Below are 19,345 nucleotides of genomic sequence, written 5' to 3' on the forward strand. Positions count from 1 at the left end.
AGTTGTCGATGGTCTGGCCGCCAATGGCGAAGAAGGCAATGCCGCAGTCGAAGCAAAGGTCAAAGCCGAAGTCGCTGAGCTTTGCGCCAAGTTTCCGATCTATCCGAACCTCTGAAAAGTCCGGACTTTGATCATTAAAAGCGGCGTCCTGTGGGCGCCGCTTTGCTATATAGATTGACGTACACGTGAGAAATCAGTGGTGCCTGATGCATCCAGCGTCGTTGGCAAAATCTGCTGCGCGCACATCAAATAAGAAGATACGGGCAATACAAGCCTCAAACGCTTCAAAAATATTGTTCTCGGAGGTGTGACGTCTGATCTGGGTTTTAGCCGGCCGGAGGCTCTTTGCATCATCCTCTGATCCGCGCAATTGCGCTTGAATTGCGAATCAGATCAAGCCACGCGACCTGAGGATAAAGATCGACACGGCGGTCAAAACCAGCAAGCCCAAAGCAAGCGACCCCAGAAAGCTTAGAAACCACCCCCAGCGCCGGTCAGCAAGGTTGATAGCATTCAGATGGCTTTGCACATCCTCCGATGCCTGCTCGAGTTTGGGTGTATCCAGCAACAGCCGTAGCTTTGGATGAACTGCCATCTTCTCGGCCTGCGCAAGCACCAGTGCCTGCTTATAGACCTTACGCGGCAATCTACGTCTCGCACGGCGAACCGATGCTGTCAGGGTTTTGTCCCGCACACCAAGCTTTTTACGCAGCAGTAAGATGGTCTGCGCGATTTGGGTCTGTATATCGAATTCCTGCGACATTCACGTCTCCTGACGGGGCAATCTAACCGCGCTCAATGCTGACGACAATGGGGCTGGTTGTTCCATCTGGTGGCAGGTATCACATAGCCATGTTGAACACGATCATCCATGGCGACCCGACTGACCAACCTCCTTTGTTGATAGCGCATGGCCTATATGGCTCGGCGCGAAACTGGGGTGTGATTGCGCGGCGCTTGTCAGACGAGCGGCAGGTGATCGCAGCCGATATGCGCAATCATGCCTACAGCTTTTGGAATGATCAGCATGGATACTCCGAATTGGCGCAGGATTTGGCCGAAGTGATCGACAGCATAGGCGGTGCCGCAGATGTCGTCGGGCATTCTATGGGCGGAAAGGCCGCAATGGTGCTAGCCCTAAAGCACGGAAACAAGGTTCGCAAACTGGTGGTCGCCGACATTGCTCCGGTTTCCTACGGACATAGCCAGATCAAATACATTGAAGCGATGCGCGCTGTTGATATGTCACATGTTGAACGACGATCTGATGCAGAATCGCAGCTGGCGGATCAGGGAGTTGAAAAAGCACTTCAGAGCTTCTTCACGCAATCTCTGGATGTCGAGAACAAGAAATGGCGTTTGAATCTTGATGTTCTGGCTCATGAAATGCCCAAAATTATGGGTTTTCCAGAGGCGTCTGGCAATTGGGATGGTCCGACTCTTTTTCTTTCTGGTGCCGCATCGGATTATGTCTTGCCCGAATATCGCGACCAAATCCGTCAGATGTTTCCCGCTGCACGCTTTGCCAAAATTCCCGGCGCAGGCCATTGGCTGCACGCCGAGAAACCTCGTGAATTCGAAGCGGCCGTCAGAACCTTTCTGACGCCTGATCATGCACCTTGATAGAGACGCTTGGCTACGAGCCATGACGCGGGTGCGGCAACAACAGCACCTGCAGCGGCCGCAGAAATGATCGCCACCGAACTGACCATCCCGGCGGCCAGAACGGCGATTACAGCACTACCTGCAATTGCGGTAGCGATCAGAGAATATAGCATGGCTGCAAGGCGTATCATGGCCAGTCGTCCTGTCGTTTGGTTTCTGGCCAAGACATTACACCCCTAGTATATTCGTGGCATTGATTTGGGTCAGAATTCATCGCTACATTCCGCGATCCATCGGACCGATGGTTTCTCCGCCACCCTCAACCCAATCTGAGTACCCACCCAGATTATAGACATGAGAAAATCCCATATCCTTAAGCAGTTTTCCTGCCAGCGCTGCCCGGCCTCCTGACGCGCAATGCAGGATGATCACCCTGTCCTTGCGCAATTCAGGATCATGAGATGGCAAATCTTGATCAGCCCGAAATTCCAACATTCCGCGTGGGATATGGTGCGAACCAACGGCGCGACCGGTACGTTCCAGTTCTGGTGCGTCGCGAATATCCAATAGTAATGCCCCCTGTCCCAGCAATTCCTGCGCCTTGCTGGCACCAATACGCTCAACTGCGGCGTTCGCTGCTTGCATCATGTCCTTGACCGTCAGTGCCATCTTCGTCTCTCCTGCTCGTTGATCCGCTAAAGGCTAACATGCAGAAAATTGAAGGTGTAGAGGTTCAGGCAATCAATGTTCCCTGAAGGCACGTGACATACTGTCGACGACCGGTTTGGCGATATAAGCGGCAAATGTGCGCTCTTCGGTTTGGATCATGATCTCGGCAGGCATTCCGGGCGTGGGAACAAACCCCCGTACGCGGCTCATCTCATCGGCGGTCAACGAGATGCGCGCCAGATACACCTCTTGCGGCATGCCAGCAGAATCTTCGACAAGCGAGTCGGCCGAGACATAGAACACCTGACCTTCCAGAACAGGCGTCGTACGCTGGTTGAGGGCCACGAGCCGAACCGTCGCAATCTGGCCAGTTATGACGCTGTCGATCTCTGTTCTCGGGATTTGCGCTTCGATAATCAACGGCGCGTCAGCGGGTAAGATCTCGGCGATCTGTTCGCCTGTTTCGATAACGCCACCGGGCGTGTGATGGTGTAACCTAACGACGGTTCCTGTGACCGGCGCCCGCACCACAGCACGGTCAAGAACACTGCGGGCCTGGCGCGCCTTTTCGCGCACACTTTCCAGATCGGCTTCGATAACGCCCAATTCGTCCAGAGCGGCCTCACGATAAGCTGATCGTGTCCGCAGAATCTGTTCTTCGTACTTCAGCAACATCTGATTGACCTCGGCAGTCTCTGCCCGCAGGCGTGCCAATTGACCCTCGGCCTCGGCCTGTACCCGGCGGATCGTGTTCAGATCGCCCTTGCGTACAAGCCCTTTCTCAAACAGTGAAAGCTTGGTGTCATATTCTTCCTTCAATATGTCCGAGCGGCGCTCCATACTGGTCAACTGCGCTTCAAACCCCGAGGCACGGATTTTCAATGCCTCCATATTACGCTGAAGCAGGGCGATGTCGTTCAGTAAAGTCTTGCGCGAAACATCAAAGCTGAGTTTCTGATTGTCGAGGATCGTCATGACCTCAACGTCGTCTGACGCTTCGATCAGCGCTGGCGAAAACACCAGGTTTTCCTGTTCGCTGTGCTCGGCCAGAAGCCGCTCAGTCATCGCTTGAAGGCGGATCTTGCGGATGAACAACTCGCGCTCATTGGCCTCGGCCGAGGTCTGGTCCAATGTCATCATGATCTGTCCGGCCTGAACGGATTCTCCTTCCGCGACCAGAATGTTCTCGATGATCCCACCTTCCAGGTGCTGCACGATTTTATTACGACCGGTGGCGACAAAGCTGCCTTGCGCGATGACCGCAGCCGCCAGAGGCGCGCGGAATGACCAGACGCCGAAGCCACCAAAACAGATGATCAGCATGGCTAACCCAATCACTATGAACTTGGTGATCGAGCGCGGAACCTCGGCATACCAAAGCCCGGATTCGTCGGTGCGTGCCACTTCGTTCATCGCTTAATCCCCCTTGCCCTGAATTTCAGGTGGTTGCTGGCGCGGCCCGTTGAGCTTTTCCAGCACCTGTTCGCGTTGCCCGAACAGCGCCACACGTCCGTCAGTCAGCAGCATGATCTTGTCGACCACATTCAGTAGCGTTGGTTTTTGTGTGATGACGACCACGGTGATCTTGCTTTCCTTGGCCTGTTCAATCGCCCGTGCCAGCGCCTTGTCGCCCGCCACATCGAGGTTCGAGTTCGGTTCATCCAGAACAACCAGTCGCGGGTTTCCGAAGAAAGCCCGTGCCAAAGCGATACGTTGCTTTTGCCCGCCAGAAAGGGGCGAACCGTCTGCGGCCACCACGGTTTCATAACCTTGTGGCAGCGTCGCGATCATGTTGTGTACGTCTGCCAGAACGGCGGCATCGTGGATCTGCTCATCTGTGGCGTCCGCACGCATCCGGCCGATGTTGTCCTTGATGGTACCTGGGAACAGCTGCACGTCCTGCGGAAGATAGCCAATATTCTCGCCAAACTGGCGTGGATCCCAATTGCGGATATCCATCAGATCCAACCGGACGCTTCCCGAGGTCGGAAGAATCGAACCCACCAGCGTTTTGCCCAGCGTCGTTTTGCCCGCGCCTGAATTCCCGATGACTGCCAAAGTTTCCCCGGGGTTCAGTGCAAAGGTAATCCCGTTTAGAACGACACTCTTGGTTCCACCCGGGACATAGAGCAGACGCTCTACATCCAGACGTCCCTCGGGCCGCGGCAGGCGTAATTTTTCGTATTGCAGAGCCGAACTCGACAGCAGTGCCTTGATCCGGCCAAAAGCACCTCGCGTTAGCAGGAATGTATTCCAGCCCTCAATCGATCCCTCAATCGGAGCGAAGGCCCGGCCCGCGATGATCGAAGCGGCGATGACCATTCCTCCGGTGATCTCTCCCTGCAGGGCCAAAAAGGCGCCCCACCCCAAAATGCTGATTTGTGTCAGCAAGCGAACGGCACGGGAAATAGCAGCGAAGATGACGTTGCGGTCCTGCGCTTTGACCTGCCAGGTCAGCGATTGTGCGGTGTCACGACCCCAGATGCGCACCGCCTCGGGGATCATCGCTAACGCGTTGATGATCTGACTGTTGCGCGACATCGAATCCAAATGCTGGTTGGCCAAAGATTGCGCCTGATTGGCCTTGGCAAAGGGCTTGGCCGTCATCTTCTGGTTGATCAGCGCGATCACCATCAGGATAAGAGCCGTCGTCACGACAATCATCCCCAATTGCGGGTGGACCAGAAAGATCATCAGGATGAAGAGCGGCGCAAACGGAACATCGAGAAACGAAATCAATGTGCCAGAAACCAGAAAGCCCCGCACCTGCTGCAGATCACCCAAGGTCTGATATTCACGTCCATTACCATGCAGAGAAGCGTGTGCAGCGGCACTCAAAACCGGAGCACCAAGACGCGCGGCCACTTCGACCGCCGTGCGCATCAACATGAATCGCCTTACAGCGTCAAAGGCTGATTGAAAAATGACCGCCCCGGCGACGATAGCGGTCAGCATGATAAGCGTATCCAGTGACCGGCTGGTCAGAACCCGGTCACTGATTTGAAACAGGTAAATTGGGATCGCAAGGATCAGAACGTTAGTTGCGCAAGTCAGAACCAGCACGAAAGCCAGATTGCGCCAGATTGCCCGCAGCGATGTGCGCAGAGTCTTCTGGAAATCTTCGGGCGGGGTGCGTTTGTGAAAAGTTTGGGGTGGCCCGTTCCCGTCGCCGCCTCCCGTTTCCAGGCGCATCAACGGTTCATTTGCCTTAGCCTCGATCGTGGTGCCCATGCGATTTTTGCCGTCCGACTGCACAGAGGGGGTCATGCGCGCAGTCGATTGATCGGCGGCTTCACGATCAGGGGCTTCCGCATCGGCCACCCCAGCGTCGCCACCCACAGGATCCTTGTCTTTTTTGGGCCGCGACCGCGTGCGCCGAAGGGGAGAGCCAGCGCACGATTTTGAATTTGCATTCTGCTGCTCTGCCTCTGCTTCTGCCTGCGTCGGTCTGTATGTTTGTTGCGCCGCACGCGGCAATTGTTCTGGATCATTGGGGTGCGTCGCAGGTTCTGCAGCTGCCGTTCCAACGCAAGGCTCAGGCATCCGCATTTCAGGGGTCAACCGCAATCGTGCCTCTGTTTTCGACAAAGAATTCCCGTTTGACTTGGCCACGCGATCACGGGTTTTGAGGGTCAACGGACCCCCTCCTCCGTGCCGGTCCAATGGGCTAGCAAAACGGGTGCGGCGCGACGAAAAAACGATCGACATAAACTAACCTTCCGGTCACTCGTTAATCAGGGAAAATCAGGCCAGCATGGTTTGCAGGCCATCAGAGGAATTCGCCAATTCGCTGGGCGTGAGATCGTTGCCCTGAGGGCCAATACCGCCTTCATAACCAGGCATACCTGCCTCTTCCATAATGGCGGCGATCGCCTCATTGGTCATCTCAGCGATGTCCTCGTTCGTCGGCATATCAATCAGGCTTGCTTGATGTAGCAATAGATCAGAAAAGGCCCCGTCCTGAGCCATGACGACTGAATCCACACCCGCCTTGGTGACATGGGCGGCATTGAGCATCGCATTACTGCCCGCCACCACTTCGGTCTCATCGGCGTTTGGGCCATGCAGATGTACGTCATCCTGATCAGCAAGCATGGTCGATTGCTCGGCGACATTGACCTGCACCAGCGATCCGTCGACCTTGAGCACACGCATCTGCTCCATCCCGGCGAACATTGGATCGTTCATCAGCGCCTCTTCCAAGGACGCCATGTCGTCTTCGCCAAAGGCCATCGCTTCGGCCATTGAGCTATGCATCTCTTGATGCGTGTCTTCGCCTTCTTTCGTCAGCGCGACTTCGTTCATGACGAGGTTCTCATCCGATCCATCAATCGGGCCCGGCAAGCCGCCCGTGATCACATCATCATCTATCAAGACGTGGGTCTGAATAAAGGCATCGACCGTAATCATGTCGCCTTCGATCATGATCAGATCGTAGTAGCTGCCAAGCTGGAGGATATTGGTGACATCCACCAACTCATTGTCGCCCAGTGCATAGAGCGTCGTCGTCGCGTTGATCTCGGTATCAATGTGATCGATATCTGTCGCATCAATGTTCTGCTTCACAAAATTAGCGACGATCAGGTCAGTGGTGATCCAATCAACATGTATGAATGCCGGAGCGTCGTCGTTTGCCCCCTGCATCAACCAAGGGGCTGAATTACCTTCTACTTCGATCGTCGATGAGTGCACAACATTGGTGCCCGATCCGCCATTCGTGCCTACATCCATATCCGACACAACAGCAACTTGGCTGATCATAGCCAACTCGATCGATTTACCACCCACGGCGATGTAGGGCGCGTCGACCCACGCTACAGTTGCGTTCACTTCGTTGATCGCAAGATTGCCGCCTGCAATCACCGTGTGGCCGTCTGCAAATTCAGAATCCTCATCCTGATCCCATTCCGCGGGCATCGCATCAGGCGTTTCATCCTCTTCCTCTTCGTCAGGCCTGTGATGCTCGGGCAAAAGGTCATCCCAAACCGGGGCTTCGTCCACATACTCACCATTGACGATTACACCGATCGCGTCTTCGCCGTGGAACTGATAAACAACCGCACCTTCAACTTCGACATTGATCGGTGCAAGCATCTCTGCGGCCAATGCCTCCACATACTCGATAGACAGATAGTCGGAGATCGAGAATGAAGGTACGGCAAACCCATGCATCGAGGCCGCAACCTGCGCTGCTGCTTCTGCCTGGGCGATAAGTTGGTCGACGTCGCGAAAATCCCCTTCGCCCACGACATCATTGTCGCGTAGGAAAATGTTCTGGAATGTATAGGTTACTGCCGAACCGATAAGTTCGGTCACAATTTCAAGCTTCTGTTCGATTATAAACGTTGCGCCGATGCCGGTGGTCGCCTCAGGCAACGGTGGACCGTCAGTGAGTGGTGGCTCTAGTGTGATGGCCGTTTGAATATCCGGTCCGTCAACCAGTGGTGGAAGTTCAGGAGTGGCCGGGGAAGTGTTGAACCCATAGGGTAGCGGGCCAAATTTGCCCGGGTCTAATTCAAGATCTGCTTTGACCCGGATTTTTGCGGGCTCTTCCAGTTCGTCGAGTTCCGCCTTGCGTCTGACGGCGGTGAACTCTTCGTACTGATCCCTCAGCCGGGCTTTTTCAATCGTGAGATCAAAAGTTCCAATAAAGTGTGCAATCTTTTCGGTAACACTATCGAATGACATTTCGATGATCCCTTACGCCCTTACCGGCCCAAAAATTTCCGGTTCGGGATATGTTGGGCCGAGGCCGCTCGACGCGGCCTCAGCGGTTTCAATGAACGGGGACCGATAATGCGGCCCCCGCGAATAGGGTCTTAGACCTCGGTGTCGTCGCTCGAATAAGTCGAAGTCATCGAACCGCCAACCATGGTCGTGTCGACCGAGTTACCAAGCACGTTGGCACCCATGACGATCGATTGGTTGAAGGCAGATGTGTCAACTACCGCAGCTGCGGATGCATAAGACTCACCGTTGACGATACCGTCGCCACCGTTGTCCGAGCCCCACATACCGCCGTCACCGCCAGCACCGCCAGCGCCAGAGTACGCACCAGACGCTTCGCCACCGGTATTCGTTGCACCCGTGGTTGCACCACCAGTCGACGAGCCCATGACATCACCACTGGTTCCTCCGGTCGATGCCGCAGCACCGCCTGCACCACCGGCGCCAGACGTCGCGGTACCGGTTGCATCACCCGAAGCCGACGAGTCTGCATCATTGTCAGATGACGCGTCACCACCGTATCCGGCAATCGCTTCGGCAAGGCTTTCTGCATAACCGTCATTGGCTGCGTCGGACCACGCTTCGGAATCGCCACCGTTTCCGGCTTCGTTGGTTGCGTCAGCAGAACCTGCGCCGCTTGCCGCCGAGCTTGACTCGGGGTTGGCTGTTCCGCCTGCACCACCAGTACCTTCGGCGGTCGCCATACCATCACCGCTGGCGTCAGCAGATCCATTGGTTGTGTTGGTTCCACCGTTACCACCGGAACCATCAACGTCCTGATCGTTATCGGCCGAGCCGTCGATGTCACCGGGTGACTGCGTGATTACCGGACCAGCGGCATCTTGGTCACCAACGCCTTGCGCTGCCGCATCCGTGTCTACGTAACCGCCACCTGCGCCACCGGTTCCTGTACCACCAGTACCTGTACCACCAGTACCCGTACCACCGGTACCCGTACCACCGGTACCCGTACCGCCAGTGCCCGTACCACCGGTACCAGTACCACCAGTACCACCGTCACCGCCGGTACCGTTCGAGTTACCAGCTGCAGCTTCTTCGTCACCGTCTGGATCTTCCTCTTCGACAAGGAGTACCGGGAATGGGAAGGCTTCTTCTACAGAGCCCGAATCTCCACCGGTACCATCACCACCGTTGGCGTTGCCACCAGTGCCGGAACCGCCTGTGCCTTCGCCACCAGAGCCTTCGCCGCCTGAGCCTTCGCCGCCTGAGCCTTCACCACCTGATCCTTCGCCGCCAGAACCGCTACCGCCATCGGCATCGTTCAGGCCAAGTGCACCCGCACCCGCCAGACCCAGACCAATATTACCACCAGAGGAAGATTCGTTAGCTTCGTTGGTTCCTTCGCTGGAGTTGTCAGCCGAACCGTCATTTTCAGCGTCACCATCTCCACCATCAGCATCTCCGGTTGACGAGTCATTGCCTGCTAGGCCGAGACCGGCAGCCAGCGCGCCTGAGGTGTTATCACCACCATCTGCATCGCCATCAGCGTTCGAACCGGACAGAGCAAGGCCGAGACCAAGACCAAACGATTCAGCGTTACCACCGTCGCCACCGGTCGAGTCGCTGTCTGCGCTTGCTTCACCGTAGTTATCCGCATTGGACTCGCTATCGGCGTCACCGCCATCGCCACCGGTGCTGTCACCGCTGGAGTGCGCACCGGAAAGTCCAAGACCAAGGCTTGCGTTATAGGCATCACCCGAAGATGCGCCATCACCACCAGACGCCGAACTATCAGCGTTTCCAGAATGACCACCGAGTGCAAACGAATGGCTGCCGCTGGTGTCGCCATCGGCATCACCTCCATAGCTCTCTCCGCCATCACCCGAGTCGCCACCATCGTTATTTACGTCGATACCGTCTTCCGCGTAGGCCTCACCTCCATGAGCGTTGCCACTTTGGCTAAAGTCACCTGAATTTGATACCGATGCGTTACCTAGTGAGTCGTTATCCTCTAGGCTCGCGTACTGGCTGTTGATGGATGCGAAGTCGTTTCCTGGGCCATCTTGTGAGATATCAATGTTGATATCATCACCGGGATCATAATCCAGGTCGTCACCTGCGGTGATTACGTCGCCTACATCGCCATCAATATCTTCGATATCGACATCTACTTTGTCGTCATCGCGCGGAATCCACTCGCCGCCGCCGAAGTCGATGTTCACTTCGTTGTGGTTCGAATTGTCATTGTCGTTGTTGTCTTCTCCACCGTTGGTGTTTTGCTGGTTCTGATTTTGGTTTTGGCGCTGATCCTGATCGTTGTCATTATCATTTCTTGAACGTTGTGATTGATCTTGGTCCTGTGAGTCAGAATTGTTCGCAGAATTATCAACATCTTGCTCTTGCTGCTGTTGTTGAGCGTTGATGTCCGCCTCGATATTTGCTTCGTCTACCGCGATATCAGTATCAAAATCGGCGTCCAGATCGTCGATTTGGACTTCATCAACTGTTGTTACGGTTGTCGTTTGATTAGGCTGGCGTCTCATAATAAATTCCACTTTTACGGAAGCACCCGACCGCCATTCATCTAAAAAGCGGTTACTGGCGCGGTTAAAACAAACGTCGCGCAAAGAGCGTCAAACTGGACACTCGCGCGGCAGTGATCGTCTTCTGTTTGGTTTGCCCCCCTTTCTCGGCTTAGCCGATTCCGTGACCACGGGGGTCTCGCCAAAATACGCGAATCCATGGGCACGTCAGGTTCAAGTGCGCTTTACAAATCAAAGCACCATCATGGTTGCAGTCATGAGCGGGCATGCATAGCTGGTCGAAAGCACTAGTTTCTTTAACTGCTTATTATTAATGCACTTTATTTGAAAAATTGCCCCTTCCATCGCCAAATCGAAGGGGAAACAATCTCGGCAGATCGAACATTATTATTAACGAAGCCATTTCATCAGGTTAGGCAATCTGGATTGGAATTGAACCTGATCAAAGGTTCTAGATATGCAGCTCCTAAATACTGCCTCTGGTTGCTGAAACCCGTACTTTCAGGTATGATCACACGTAATTTGGATGATAAAATTTCTCACGTCGCTTAACCCTGTGCCCGCATTTTTTGGCTTCAGAAGGTGACGTTTTTGCTAGTGGGGGAAGATCAGTGAGTTATTCCTTACAAGACGATGCCCGTAGTCAGATCGAATATCCCGAAGAGCTTTCGATCATATTTATCGGCAAAGAACTGTTCTATTCGGACCAAACCCTAAGAAGTGTTCAAACTGAATTCGGTGTTCGTGCAGAGCGATTTGATCACCTGGAAGACGTGCTGGCCAAAAGTAGTGTCGCGAGTTCCGCCGAACGAATAATCGTGGTGGATCAGATGATGCTGGATGAGCTGCTGGCGCGACCCGCCGATTATGCAAAAGTTGCAGAAAACGGCTGCCTTGCCTTCGCCTATCGCAAGAAAAGCCCCGCTCGGATATTGTTCGAACACTGGGACCGCACGAGTTTTGGCAACATCGGATATCTGCCGATGAACGTCGCTCCGGATGTGTGGCGCGCGATATTGCGGCTTCTCATGCATGAAGAACTGCACCTGCCTTGTTTTCTGGCCGACAGTATGGCGGCATCGCCAAGCGCAGCGGACGTACCAATCGAAAAACAGCCTGCGACCAGAACTCGGTCACCCGACAAACTACTGCAATACGCAAAGCTTACACGCCGGGAAAAACAAGTTTTGAGGCTTGTATCCAAAGGCCAAAGCAACAAAACGATTGCGACCAGGCTGGGCATTACTGAACATACAGTCAAACTGCACATGCATAATGTTTCGGGCAAAATCGAAGTGAGCAACCGGACCGAGGCCGCTCATTTCTATTTCGAGGTCGCGCCGAACGAAGCGCGTAGCGCAGCCGTTGGATGAGGCTTTCGAAACCCGATTTGACCGGCTCATCCTTCTGGTGGGTCGCCTCAATTACATGTGGACAAATACCGAAAGCCTTCTGATCCACCTCATTGCTGGGCTAACCGAGGCCAACAAAGATGTAGCAGTGATCATTTTCCTGACTTTGAACACGACGCGAGCTCGCATCGATCTGGTCGAGCGTCTTGCGAAGATGGAAGGTCGCGCGCCTGAAATCCGTGATCAGATCCTTGAACACACCCAGCGTTTGTCTCGCTTGTCCTCCATCCGGAATAAGTACAACCACTGCATTTACTCCTTTGATCAGGAAAGCGGAAATCCCAAGACCATCCTGATGAGAATCGCTGATCGCAAAACTGATATTAAATTAGGGCGGGAAGATACGGTGGATGACAAAGCGATGAAAGAAATCGAGGATGTCGTCTCTCAGCTTTCGGACGCGAACAAAGACATCTGGAAACTGATATCCCGGCTGGGTTTCCCGGTCTGAAGCTCAACTGGTGCGGGCGGTGGGACTCGAACCCACACGGCACTAAGGCCTTCGGATTTTAAGTCCGATATGTCTACCATTCCATCACGCCCGCATATCACCTGAGCGACAATTTCAAACCACTCTGATGACCTAGGCAATCTCTTACAAGCAACCAAAACGATTGAAAAGATACTCAATGGATTGATCCATAAATTCGAATGTCGGTGCGATCAAAATTCAGGATCGGACGTTTCAAGGAAACGCTTTACTTGACAGGGTTCGGGCAATTCGTTCACGTCTGCGCATAAACCGGTCAGGGAGCGAAGAATGAAGATAATCAGCAACCCGTTTCGAAACGGATCCAAGCTTGCGGATCAGGCCCCCTACCCGTCAGTCGAAACCCTTCGACTGGGGCGGCACCGTTCGTTCTGCCCGGATTTTGAGCCAACGCCCTTGGTTGATGCATCAGCGATTGCACCGGTCGCAAGCCTCTGGGTCAAAGATGAACGGCCCCGCATGGGTCTGGGATCGTTCAAGGCTCTGGGCGCTGCTTATGTTATTGCCTGCCAGGCGAACGAGGCTTCGGACAATCCAGGCAGCGACACCCTCAAAGGGCGTACATATGTCACGGCAAGCGCGGGCAATCACGGGATGAGTATGGCCGCCGGTGCTCGTGTCTTCGGGGCCGATGCGGTGGTTTACATCGCGGAAACCGTTCCCGAGAGCTTTGCCGAGCGTCTGCGCGCGCAAAACGCACAGGTGGTTCGGGCCGGTGCGGACTACGCAGCAAGCATGGAGGCCGCCAACCTTGCCGCGCAAGAAAATGGATGGACCCTGCTCTCGGATAGTTCTTGGGACGGGTACACCGAACTCCCACATCTTTTGATGGAAGGGTATCTACAAATGGCTGTCGAAGCAGCCAAGCAATGCCCCGAAGTGCCCACCCATATTCTGCTGCAGGCCGGAGTCGGAGGCATGGCTGGCGCTGTTGCCGCCTATGCACGCGTGGTTTGGGGTGACGAACCACAGATCATAGTTGTGGAGCCGACGTCCGCCCCCGCGCTTCAGGCCAGCATCGAGGCCGGGCACTGCGTTTTTGCAGATGGGCCAGACAGCATCATGGGTCGGTTGGATTGCAAAGAACCGTCGCTTATTGCGTTGAATGGGCTTGCGCGGGATGCTGATGCATTTCTTACCATCAGCGACACTGACGTAGCAGCCCAATTGCCTGTCATGGCAGAGGCAGGGTTGGAAACCAGTGCCTCGGGAGGCGCTGGAATTGCCGCTGTCTTGAACGACGCCAGCCGCACCGGTTTGGAAATTGGCCCCAATGCAAAGGTGCTGTGCATGTTGACCGAGCAGCCGGCATGACTGGATTCGCTCCGGCAGAGTTCGAGGCTCGGGTTGCGCGTGCTCAAGCGCGGATGCGACAGGCAGGTCTCGCAGCCCTTTTGCTCACAACGGAGCCCGAACTACGATACTTCACCGGCTATCTCACTCGGTTTTGGGAAAGTCCGACACGACCCTGGTTTCTGATTGTACCTGCCACCGGTAAACCGGTTGCAGTAATTCCCTCCATTGGTGCCGCGCTCATGGCGCAGACTTGGATTGATGACATTCGCACCTGGAGTGCACCCGATTTAATAGATGACGGGGTATCTTTGCTGGCGGATACGCTGAGCGAATTGACGGCCGAGGGCGATGAAATCGGTTGCCCCGATGGGCATGAGACTCATCTGCGCATGCCTCTGGCCGATTTAAGACGCCTTCAATCAGCTATAGGTGCGCGCAAAATTGTCGGGGACCAAGGCATCCTAAGGGGGCTGCGCATGGTGAAATCTGATGCCGAAGTCGCCAAGATCCGAGCAGCCTGTCAAATCAGCGCGCGCGCGTTTGCACGGGTGCCGGAAATTGCCTCGGCCGGTACACCGCTCGATCAGGTTTTTCGACATTTTCAGATGCTTTGCCTTGAGGAAGGCGCGGACTGGGTTCCCTATCTGGCCGGCGGTGCCGAGCAAGGCGGGTACACAGACGTGATCTCCCCTGCCAGTCAAACGCCACTTAGGTCGGGTGATGTTCTGATGCTGGATACAGGCCTCGTACGCGATGGATATTTCTGTGATTATGATCGCAACTGGTCGGTCGGTCCGGCAAGCGCGCCCGTTCGTGCGGCGCATTCGCGGCTGATCGAAGCATCGGACGCCGCCTTTGAACAAGCTCGTCCCGGTGCCACCGCGTCGCAATTGTTTCATGCCATGAATGCGATCCTGACTGACGGTGGTGTTGGTACGGATGCTGGTCGACTGGGCCACGGGTTGGGGATGTCACTGACTGAATGGCCCTCGCTTATCCCTGATGACCATACAGAATTGGAGGCCGGGATGGTGTTAACTCTGGAGCCAGGCATCGCCGTGAACAACAAGATCCTCGTTCATGAAGAAAACATTCTAATCACCGAGGGCGCGCCTGTATTCCTAAGCCCGCGCATCGGACCGGAGATCCCTGAGCTATGAGCACCTTGCCCTATATCCTAGATGCGGATGATCCCTCAGCGGTGCCAATGGGCCTGATCGTGCTACAGACGGATGAGACAATCGAGCCTGAGTTTCGTACAATTTTCGCCAATGACAAAAGCCCACTCTATGTCAGCCGCATACCCAGTGGGAATGAGGTTAACACTGATACTCTGGCGCAGATGGAAACCGACCTGCCAGCAGCGGCCGATTTGCTGCCCAAGGCACGGCGATATCGGGTTGTGGGATATGGCTGTACGTCCGCCAGCTCAGTCATCGGGTCGGATCAGGTTGAGAAAATGGTCAAGCAGACCTGTGATGTTCAAACGGTAACGAATCCTTTGCGCGCCGCGACAGCTTGCGCCGAGGATCGAGGGGTATCGAAGTTTGCGCTGCTCTCCCCGTATATAGAAGAAGTGAACACCCCGCTGCGTCGCGCATTTGCGGATCAGGGAATCACGATGGATGTATTCGGCACTTTTGGCGAGGCAGAAGAAGCCAAGGTGGTGCGTATATCAACCGAATCTGTGATTGAAGCCGCAATCCGTCTGGGCTCTGATTCAGCCGTCGATGCGGTGTTCTTGAGCTGTACGAACCTGCGAACCCTTGCTGCGATTCCCCGGATCGAAAAGGTGATCCGCAAACCGGTTCTTTCAAGCAATCAAAGCTTAGCCTGGCATATGAAGAAGCTGAACATGTCGCAAAACTAGGCAAAAGCGACGTTATCAGTAATCCATTTGCTTTACGGGCTTGCGACCATTTGTTAGCCTCGGGTTTAATACACGAGAAGATCAATGAAATCCGGACCAACCGGATAGTCAATTGACGCAACAGGGGGTCTTGTGACCGACACAAATAGCGACGCTGCGTTTGTCGAATTTCAACGCGTGCAAAAGTCTTATGACGGCGAGAATCTCGTCGTTAAAGATCTCAACCTGGCACTGCCAAAGGGCGAATTCCTGACTATGCTCGGGCCGTCCGGTTCAGGCAAAACAACCTGCTTGATGATGCTTGCCGGATTCGAAACCGCCACACATGGCGAAATTCTTCTGGATGGGAAACCTATCAACAACATTCCGCCGCACAAACGCGGTATCGGGATGGTGTTCCAGAACTATGCTTTGTTTCCGCACATGACCGTAGCCGAGAACCTCTCGTTCCCGCTTGAGGTTCGCAAGCTTGGCAAGTCTGAGCGTGAAGAGAAAGTTAAACGGGCTCTGGATATGGTCCAGATGGGCGCCTTTGGCGGCCGCCGTCCAGCGCAGCTTTCTGGTGGTCAGCAACAGCGGATCGCCCTGGCCCGAGCACTGGTGTTCGAGCCCGAATTGGTTCTGATGGATGAACCGCTGGGCGCGCTCGACAAGCAACTGCGTGAGCATATGCAGTTCGAAATTACCCGTCTGGCGCATGAGTTGGGTATCACAACCGTTTACGTGACCCATGACCAGACCGAAGCCCTGACCATGTCCGACCGCGTGGCGGTATTCGACGATGGCCGCATTCAACAGCTGGCGCCACCGGATCAACTATACGAAGAACCTGAAAACAGCTTCGTTGCACAATTTATCGGTGAAAACAATACACTAGAAGGTGTTGTTAAATCGATAGACGGTGACACTTGTCTTGTGCAGTTGGATGACGGATCGGAAATCGATGCAGTTCCGATCAACGTGCATAATCCGGGTGAACGGACCAAGGTCTCGATTCGGCCCGAACGTGTGGAATTCAACAAAGACCGACTGCATGCAGACGCACATACGCTAAAGGCCACAGTCAAAGAGTTCATCTACATGGGTGACGTGTTCCGCTTCCGCATGTCGGTGGCCGGGAATGACGAGTTCATCGTCAAGACGCGCAACGCCCCCGATGCCGTTCGCCTACAGCCCGGTCAAGAGATCGATATCGGCTGGTTGGCCAAGGATTGTCGTGCGCTCGACGCATAGACCAAACCGCGCGGCACAAGCGCGGTTTCACCGAGGGACCGGCTGGCGAAAACCCGTGCGTCAGCTGACACTATGATAAACGGGAAGTACTGGGAGTAACACATGAAACCAACCAAAACACTGCTGACCGCAGCAGCGCTGGCGACAGCGGCTGGCGGGGTGTCTGCTGAAGAGATGACAATCGTTTCTTGGGGCGGAGCCTATTCCAAATCGCAGCTGAAGGCTTATCACGAGCCCTATTCGGAAAAAACCGGCGTCACCATCCTGAACGATGACAGTTCAGCCGAAGCGGTTGCCAAACTGCGCGCGATGAACGAAGCGGGTAACATCACCTGGGACGTGGTTGACGTTGTTGCTGCGGACGCGATCCGTCTATGCGACGAAGGTCTGGCGATGGAAATCGACCCTGACACCATGCTGGCCCCGGCACCCGATGGCACCTCGGCTGCGGACGACTTCGGCGACCTGCTTGTCAGCGACTGCTTTATTCCTCAGATCGTTTATTCGACCACATTCGGCTATCGTACCGATCTGGTAGGGGACAACCCGCCCAGCGATATCTGCGCTGTTTTCGATCTTGAAAACTACCCGGGCAAGCGTTCGCTAGAAAAGCGTCCGATCAACAACATGGAATGGGCCCTGCTCTGCGATGGCGTCGCCAAGGATGACGTCTATGACGTGCTCGCAACTCCGGAAGGTCAGGAGCAAGCGCTGGCCAAGCTGGGCACTATCAAGGACAACGTAGTCTGGTGGTCTGCCGGTGCGGACACACCGCAGTTGCTGGCTGATGGCGAAGTCGTCATGGGATCGACCTACAACGGCCGCCTGTTCAGCGTGATCGAAGAGCAGAAGCAGCCCGTCGCGATGCTGTGGGACGCACAAGTGTTCGATCTGGACGGCTGGATCATTCCGGCTGGCCTAAGCGATGAGCGTAAGCAGCGCGCGCTGGACTACATCATGTTCGCGACCGACACTCAGCGTCTGGCAGATCAGGCCAAGTACATCTCGTACGGTCCAGCTCGTGCTTCGTCGGCACCGCTGGTGGGTCAGCACGCCGAACTGGGCATCGACATGGCACCGCACATGCCAACCGATCCGGAAAACGCGAAGAACACGTTCCTGTATAACTACGAGTTCTGGGCGGACTACCGCGACGACATCGACGCCAAATTCCAGGCGTGGTTGGCGCAATAAGCGGCTAATTTCCTGACACAGTCGGGGGCGGTGCGCCGCCCCCGGACCAAAGAAAACCCAAGGGGCACCGATGACTGACGCTAGCCAAAACGCCGGACCTATGCTGGCAGCGGACGGAACACCGCTCAAGCAATCGCTTGCACGTTCTTTGCGGCGGCAAAAGCTGCGCGCTTTGATGCTGGTGGCCCCTTTGCTGCTGTTTGTTTTGTTCTCGTTCATCGTGCCGATTGCTTCGATGCTGTTCCGTTCGGTTGAAAATAGCATCGTGCAGGAAACGCTGCCTCTTACGGTTGAGGCACTGAAGAACTGGGATGAGACCAGCGGCGAACTGCCGGACGAGGCAGTATATGATGCGTTCGTCCGAGACATGGTCGTGGCCGTAGACAACAAGACACATACCCGATTGGGCTCGCGTTTGAACTACGAAGAGACAGGCATGTCTTCGATGTTCCGCCGCTCAGGCCGGAAGCTAGGCAAGATGGACCCCGAAACCGATGGCCCATTCAAGGACCAGGTGATTGAGGTTCATGACGGTTGGGGCGAACCGCAGACCTGGGCGGTGATCAAGACGCACTCTCCTGCAGTCACCAATGGTTATTTCCTCAACGCGGTCGACATGCGCCGCACGCCTGAAGGGGCGCAGTCTCAACCCGAAGACAAGCAAATCCTGATCAAGCTGTTCGGCAGAACACTTTTCATGTCGCTGGTGATTACCGGAGCCTGTATCCTGCTGGCATACCCAGTTAGCTATTTGCTGGCGACACTTCCGATGCGGGTTTCGAACCTGCTGATGATCCTTGTCCTGCTCCCCTTTTGGACTTCGCTGCTGGTACGGACATCAGCCTGGAAGGTGATGCTGCAGCAACAAGGCGTGATCAACGAAACGTTGGTCTGGCTTGGGCTGGTGGCTGATGACGCGCGACTAGTGATCATCAACAACCAATTCGGCACGATAATTGCGATGACGCATATCCTGCTGCCGTTCATGATCTTGCCGATGTATTCGGTGATGCAGACCATTCCGCCCTATTATACCCGTGCTGCAAAATCCATGGGCGCAACCAACTGGACGACCTTCTGGCGCATCTATTTCCCGCAATCCATTCCGGGCATCGGCGCGGGCTCGATCCTCGTGTTCATTCTGGCGATTGGCTACTATATCACGCCCGAAATCGTCGGCGGCACCAAGGGTGTCTTCATCTCGAACCGGATCGCTTACCACATCTCGTCCTCGCTGAACTGGGGATTGGCCGCGGCATTGGGGACGATCCTTCTGGCGGTCGTTATGCTGCTCTACTGGTGCTACGATAAGATCGTCGGCATTGATAATGTGAAACTGGGATAA

General features: G+C 55.1%; 16 protein-coding genes and 1 tRNA gene. 9 read left to right on the forward strand and 8 right to left on the reverse strand.

Going from position 1 to position 19,345, the window contains the following annotated elements; translation table 11 throughout:
* Positions 1 to 388: 388 nt before the first annotated feature.
* Entirely contained in the window at positions 389 to 763 is a 375-nt protein-coding gene (locus ACRZ91_RS08295; RefSeq protein WP_170543664.1) for a hypothetical protein, read from the reverse strand.
* 47 nt (positions 764 to 810) lie between these two features.
* Between ACRZ91_RS08295 and ACRZ91_RS08300 the strand changes: the two genes are divergently transcribed.
* A complete protein-coding gene (locus ACRZ91_RS08300; RefSeq protein WP_480904804.1) occupies positions 811 to 1,623 on the forward strand; it encodes an alpha/beta fold hydrolase in 813 nt (270 codons plus the stop codon).
* On the opposite strand, the gene ACRZ91_RS08305 is transcribed toward ACRZ91_RS08300, so the two are convergent.
* The 6 genes from ACRZ91_RS08305 to ACRZ91_RS08330 form a co-directional block, all read right to left on the reverse strand.
* Entirely contained in the window at positions 1,611 to 1,796 is a 186-nt protein-coding gene (locus ACRZ91_RS08305; protein ID WP_010442554.1) for a hypothetical protein, read from the reverse strand. The genes ACRZ91_RS08300 and ACRZ91_RS08305 overlap by 13 nt on opposite strands.
* An 85-nt stretch (positions 1,797 to 1,881) precedes the next feature.
* Positions 1,882 to 2,274 (reverse strand): rhodanese-like domain-containing protein, encoded by a 393-nt coding sequence (locus ACRZ91_RS08310; protein WP_170543658.1) that lies wholly within the window; start codon positions 2,272 to 2,274, stop codon positions 1,882 to 1,884.
* 72 nt (positions 2,275 to 2,346) lie between these two features.
* Positions 2,347 to 3,687, reverse strand: coding sequence for an HlyD family type I secretion periplasmic adaptor subunit (locus ACRZ91_RS08315; protein ID WP_480904149.1), 1,341 nt, complete (start codon positions 3,685 to 3,687; stop codon positions 2,347 to 2,349).
* A 3-nt stretch (positions 3,688 to 3,690) separates the two neighbouring features.
* Entirely contained in the window at positions 3,691 to 5,982 is a 2,292-nt protein-coding gene (locus tag ACRZ91_RS08320; protein WP_480904152.1) for a type I secretion system permease/ATPase, read from the reverse strand.
* Positions 5,983 to 6,018: 36 nt separating this feature from the next.
* Positions 6,019 to 7,962 (reverse strand): type I secretion protein, encoded by a 1,944-nt coding sequence (locus ACRZ91_RS08325; RefSeq protein WP_480904155.1) that lies wholly within the window; start codon positions 7,960 to 7,962, stop codon positions 6,019 to 6,021.
* Positions 7,963 to 8,093: 131 nt separating this feature from the next.
* Complete coding sequence (locus ACRZ91_RS08330) at positions 8,094 to 10,505, reverse strand: hypothetical protein (RefSeq protein ID WP_480904158.1); 2,412 nt, start codon at positions 10,503 to 10,505, stop codon at positions 8,094 to 8,096.
* A gap of 611 nt (positions 10,506 to 11,116) precedes the next feature.
* On the opposite strand from ACRZ91_RS08330, the gene ACRZ91_RS08335 reads away from it, so the two are divergent.
* Both ACRZ91_RS08335 and ACRZ91_RS08340 read left to right on the forward strand, forming a co-directional pair.
* Positions 11,117 to 11,878, forward strand: coding sequence for a helix-turn-helix transcriptional regulator (locus tag ACRZ91_RS08335; RefSeq protein ID WP_480904161.1), 762 nt, complete (start codon positions 11,117 to 11,119; stop codon positions 11,876 to 11,878).
* Positions 11,871 to 12,368, forward strand: coding sequence for a hypothetical protein (locus ACRZ91_RS08340; RefSeq protein WP_170543646.1), 498 nt, complete (start codon positions 11,871 to 11,873; stop codon positions 12,366 to 12,368). Before ACRZ91_RS08335 ends, ACRZ91_RS08340 begins: the two co-directional genes overlap by 8 nt.
* A gap of 8 nt (positions 12,369 to 12,376) precedes the next feature.
* Here ACRZ91_RS08340 and ACRZ91_RS08345 read toward each other — a convergent pair.
* Positions 12,377 to 12,462, reverse strand: a tRNA-Leu gene (locus ACRZ91_RS08345).
* A gap of 215 nt (positions 12,463 to 12,677) precedes the next feature.
* Here ACRZ91_RS08345 and ACRZ91_RS08350 point away from each other — a divergent pair.
* The 6 genes from ACRZ91_RS08350 to ACRZ91_RS08375 all read left to right on the forward strand — a co-directional run bounded on the left by ACRZ91_RS08350 (position 12,678) and on the right by ACRZ91_RS08375 (position 19,345).
* The gene (locus ACRZ91_RS08350; protein WP_480904165.1) at positions 12,678 to 13,721 is read left to right on the forward strand and encodes a pyridoxal-phosphate dependent enzyme; all 1,044 of its coding nucleotides are present in this window, start codon (positions 12,678 to 12,680) and stop codon (positions 13,719 to 13,721) included.
* Positions 13,718 to 14,863: a M24 family metallopeptidase gene (locus tag ACRZ91_RS08355; RefSeq protein WP_480904168.1), complete on the forward strand. Its 1,146-nt coding sequence runs from the start codon at positions 13,718 to 13,720 to the stop codon at positions 14,861 to 14,863. Before ACRZ91_RS08350 ends, ACRZ91_RS08355 begins: the two co-directional genes overlap by 4 nt.
* Positions 14,860 to 15,573, forward strand: coding sequence for a maleate cis-trans isomerase family protein (locus ACRZ91_RS08360; protein ID WP_480904170.1), 714 nt, complete (start codon positions 14,860 to 14,862; stop codon positions 15,571 to 15,573). The genes ACRZ91_RS08355 and ACRZ91_RS08360 overlap by 4 nt, the downstream gene beginning before the upstream one ends.
* A 132-nt stretch (positions 15,574 to 15,705) precedes the next feature.
* The gene (locus tag ACRZ91_RS08365; RefSeq protein ID WP_010442565.1) at positions 15,706 to 16,806 is read left to right on the forward strand and encodes an ABC transporter ATP-binding protein; all 1,101 of its coding nucleotides are present in this window, start codon (positions 15,706 to 15,708) and stop codon (positions 16,804 to 16,806) included.
* A 102-nt stretch (positions 16,807 to 16,908) separates the two neighbouring features.
* A complete protein-coding gene (locus ACRZ91_RS08370) occupies positions 16,909 to 18,000 on the forward strand; it encodes an extracellular solute-binding protein (protein ID WP_170476914.1) in 1,092 nt (363 codons plus the stop codon).
* A 70-nt stretch (positions 18,001 to 18,070) separates the two neighbouring features.
* The gene (locus ACRZ91_RS08375; protein ID WP_170476917.1) at positions 18,071 to 19,345 is read left to right on the forward strand and encodes an ABC transporter permease; all 1,275 of its coding nucleotides are present in this window, start codon (positions 18,071 to 18,073) and stop codon (positions 19,343 to 19,345) included.

The organism is Ruegeria sp. O11 (assembly GCF_056535285.1).